We start from the raw sequence: 2899 nt of genomic DNA, 5'->3' as shown, positions 1-2899 counted from the left end.
GTGTGTGCCGGTGTGCTGGGCGGGGGCTCGCGGCGGGCGTGTGGGTGTCATGGCGGCGGCAGGTTCGGCGAGCGTTGGAGCAACGGGTGCGGGTGGTGTTGGTGCCGGCGGATGGATTCGATCCGAAGCTGGAGGAGATCGGTTGGTTCGCGGATCAGTTGGCGCAGGTGCCGGCGGCGGCCGGCGCGGTTCCGCGGCGGGCTGCGGGAGTGCGAGTGCGGTTGTTCTGCGAGGGCGGGCAGCTGGGTTACGCGGTGGAGGGGCCGCAGCGGGCGGCGGCGTTGCTTCGGACGTCGGCGTACGCCGACGTCGAGGTCGGGAGCGGTCAGGAGAAGAGCGGTGGTGTCCCGCGGATTCGGTTCGAGGGAGTGCCGCCGGTGTCGGCTTCGGCTGGTGAGGAGGGTTGAGGGCGATGTTGTCGAGGGTGTGGGGCGTGCGGGGACGCCGTGCTGCTGGGAAGGAGGTGGCGAGCCGCCGGTTGTATACCGCGCGGGCGGAGTTGGTGTTGGCGTTGCCGGCACATCGGCCGCTGGCAGCGGCGGGGGTGAAGCCGGACCCGCTGCAGCTGGTTGCGGCGGCGATGGCGTAGGTGGATGCGGCGCGAGGGGAGAGCGCGGAGGTCGTGATCGACCTGGTGCCGATTTCCGGTGATGAGTAGGAGTCGGCACGAAAATGACCTGGGCTTTCGTCACTACTGTCAGTGCCAGTGCGTCACGACCCAGCAGCGAGGACTAGCAGGTCACGGGGGTCATACCACTGACCTCCAGGTGACGACTCTCCACTGACAGCCTCACGCAGACCATCAACAGGGCAAGCGAGTTCAGATGTCGCCCGATCATGCAGCAAGCCCACCCACCTCAAGACCGCTGTTGTCGAGACGTGTGGTGAGTACATGATCAGTAGCCTGATAGACGGCATCAAGAAACGTGGGGCCGGGGTCCGAGACGGCTGATCCATTGCGGCGAGGAAAAGGCCGTCTGGTACGTCCGCCCATCATGGCCCAGCGGAAGGCGGTCCTGGAGGTGACGGGGATTCCGATACGGCGGGCTCGGTAGGCCGCTGGTGGTCCGTGGTGAGGGCCGCTCCCCCCGCCACTGCCACCACGGCAGTGCCGCAGGCCAGCAGCGCGACGACCAGCCAGGCCGATACACCTCGCCCGGTGCGCTTGCGCCACAGAACCAGCCAGGCAGTGCACGCCACCACGAAGACCATGACCACAGAGGCAAGAGCACCGCTGCGGTGAGCGGCCCGTAGGGCCTCATAGTCGGAGGCCAGCACCACAAGGAGAGCGAGGAGCATCGCGACGACCGCGCACATCGCTTCCAGTAGGCGCGACACGGCCCGGCCTGCGCCCATGCCGTCTCCTCGCTGTCTTTGCCGCGGTAGTACGTCAGTTCGCGGTACCCGAACGTGAGGGTACTGCCCAGCTGGGCCTTGTGTCTCGGGCAAGGGCGGTTCAGCGGCTTGTGTAGGAGTGGCGTCGCGTTTCTCCTGTGGGTGGTGGCTGTTGACTACACGTTTGCGGGGGAAGTGATGTTCGAGGAGAAGAACTCGACGGGGTTCAGGTAGGGGAGGCGACCGAGGGGGCGGTCGGTGAAGAAGTGAACCATCAGGTCGGCCAGTTCACTGTCACGTTCGATCTGGACGAGGTGGTCGGACTCCTTGATGGTGGTGAATCGGCCCGCGAGGTGCTGGGCGACACTCCTGCCGACCGGTGGTGGGGTGATGGTGTCGAACTCCCCGGTGAACACCAGAACCGGGGCAGTGACATCCGGCTGCGGCAGACTCCACGGATGAGTGAGGAGACGTTCGTAGTGGACCATGCCCATCGCCAGTTCACGCTCGGTCAGGTTCGCGAACCTCCTGCGCATCAACCGTGCGACAGCTGACCTACGGCGGACCATGCCGTGCCCCTCGGGGGCCATGAACTGCGCGGCCACGTCCCGCGCTAGCGCCTCGAAGGCTCCTTCCTCGGCCAGTACGCGCCATCGCTCGGCCGCCTCCACCTACTCAGGCGAAGCCCCGTGAGCTGCGCCGCCGAGCATCAGACGCACGACGCTGCCAGGATATCGCCGGGCCATCCGCAGCACGATCGCCACTCCGAAGCAGGCACCAGACACACACCCCAAAGAGACCACGCGTGCGGCGTGATGGACCGTATCGGCGAGGAAACCCAATCCGCACTCCACCAGCAGAGGACCCGCAGCCCCACACCCGGGAAACTCAAGAATCAGCACGATGGCACGAGAGAGAAAAAATCCCATAACGCGGCCAGGAGAAACAGTCCTGCGAGTCGTCACTCCGTGACCTTGTTCTCGTCCAGCAGCTTCCAGGACATGTCCTGCAGTGCTCCGCTCGGCGGTGAGGGTGGTCAGAAGAGGTCTTCGCCGGGGAGGGCGGCGGCCTGGCGGATCCAGTCCGTGAGGAGGGCCTCGTCAGGTGTGTCGTCCTCGTGGAGGTTGAGGTAGCGCACATGCTTGTGCTTGGAGTCGTCCGGAGGAAGCGGGTCCAGTGACGAGCCGTTGAGCCAGGTGATCTTCACGTATTTCGCGAAGCAGTGGAAACTGAGGAACCAGCCGTTTCCCTCCACCCCGTAGAAAGGGGAGTTCCAGCGGACGGCCTTGCGCACGTGCGGGACCGCACCGGTGATGAGGGTGTCCAGGTGACGGCCTAGTTCTTGTTTCCAGCCCGGCATCGCGGCGATATACGCCTGGACGGGTTCGTCGCCGTCGCCTTTTGGGATCTGTGGATTCCCGCCCGACAACAGCCGCGGTTTCTCCGATGGTTCCTCTCCCATGGAACGAGATGTTAACGGCCCCTTACCAGTGGGGCCAGCGGAGCGCCGAGGGCCGGCTCTCCGTACGTCGGGTCAGGGAAGTGGGGGGAGGTGGGCGAGGAG

General features: G+C 65.9%; 2 protein-coding genes and 1 pseudogene. 1 reads left to right on the top strand and 2 read right to left on the bottom strand.

Annotation, left to right across the window (positions count from 1 at the left end):
- A pseudogene (locus FNX44_RS25630) lies at window positions 1-407 on the top strand (hypothetical protein); the annotation flags it as partial.
- Between the two features lie 1104 nt (window positions 408-1511).
- On the opposite strand, the gene FNX44_RS25625 reads toward FNX44_RS25630, so the two are convergent.
- Together FNX44_RS25625 and FNX44_RS25620 are read right to left on the bottom strand one after the other, a co-directional pair.
- A complete protein-coding gene (locus FNX44_RS25625; protein WP_143651364.1) occupies window positions 1512-2006 on the bottom strand; it encodes an alpha/beta fold hydrolase in 495 nt (164 codons plus the stop codon).
- Window positions 2007-2371: 365 nt separating this feature from the next.
- Window positions 2372-2797: a DUF1801 domain-containing protein gene (locus tag FNX44_RS25620; RefSeq protein WP_143651363.1), complete on the bottom strand. Its 426-nt coding sequence runs from the start codon at window positions 2795-2797 to the stop codon at window positions 2372-2374.
- Window positions 2798-2899: the final 102 nt, after the last annotated feature.

The sequence above is a fragment of the Streptomyces alkaliterrae genome (assembly GCF_007097205.2).
GTDB classification, from domain to species: domain Bacteria; phylum Actinomycetota; class Actinomycetes; order Streptomycetales; family Streptomycetaceae; genus Streptomyces; species Streptomyces alkaliterrae.
Note: the sequence above shows the minus strand (reverse complement) of the source record. Positions and strands in the feature narration are given on the sequence as shown.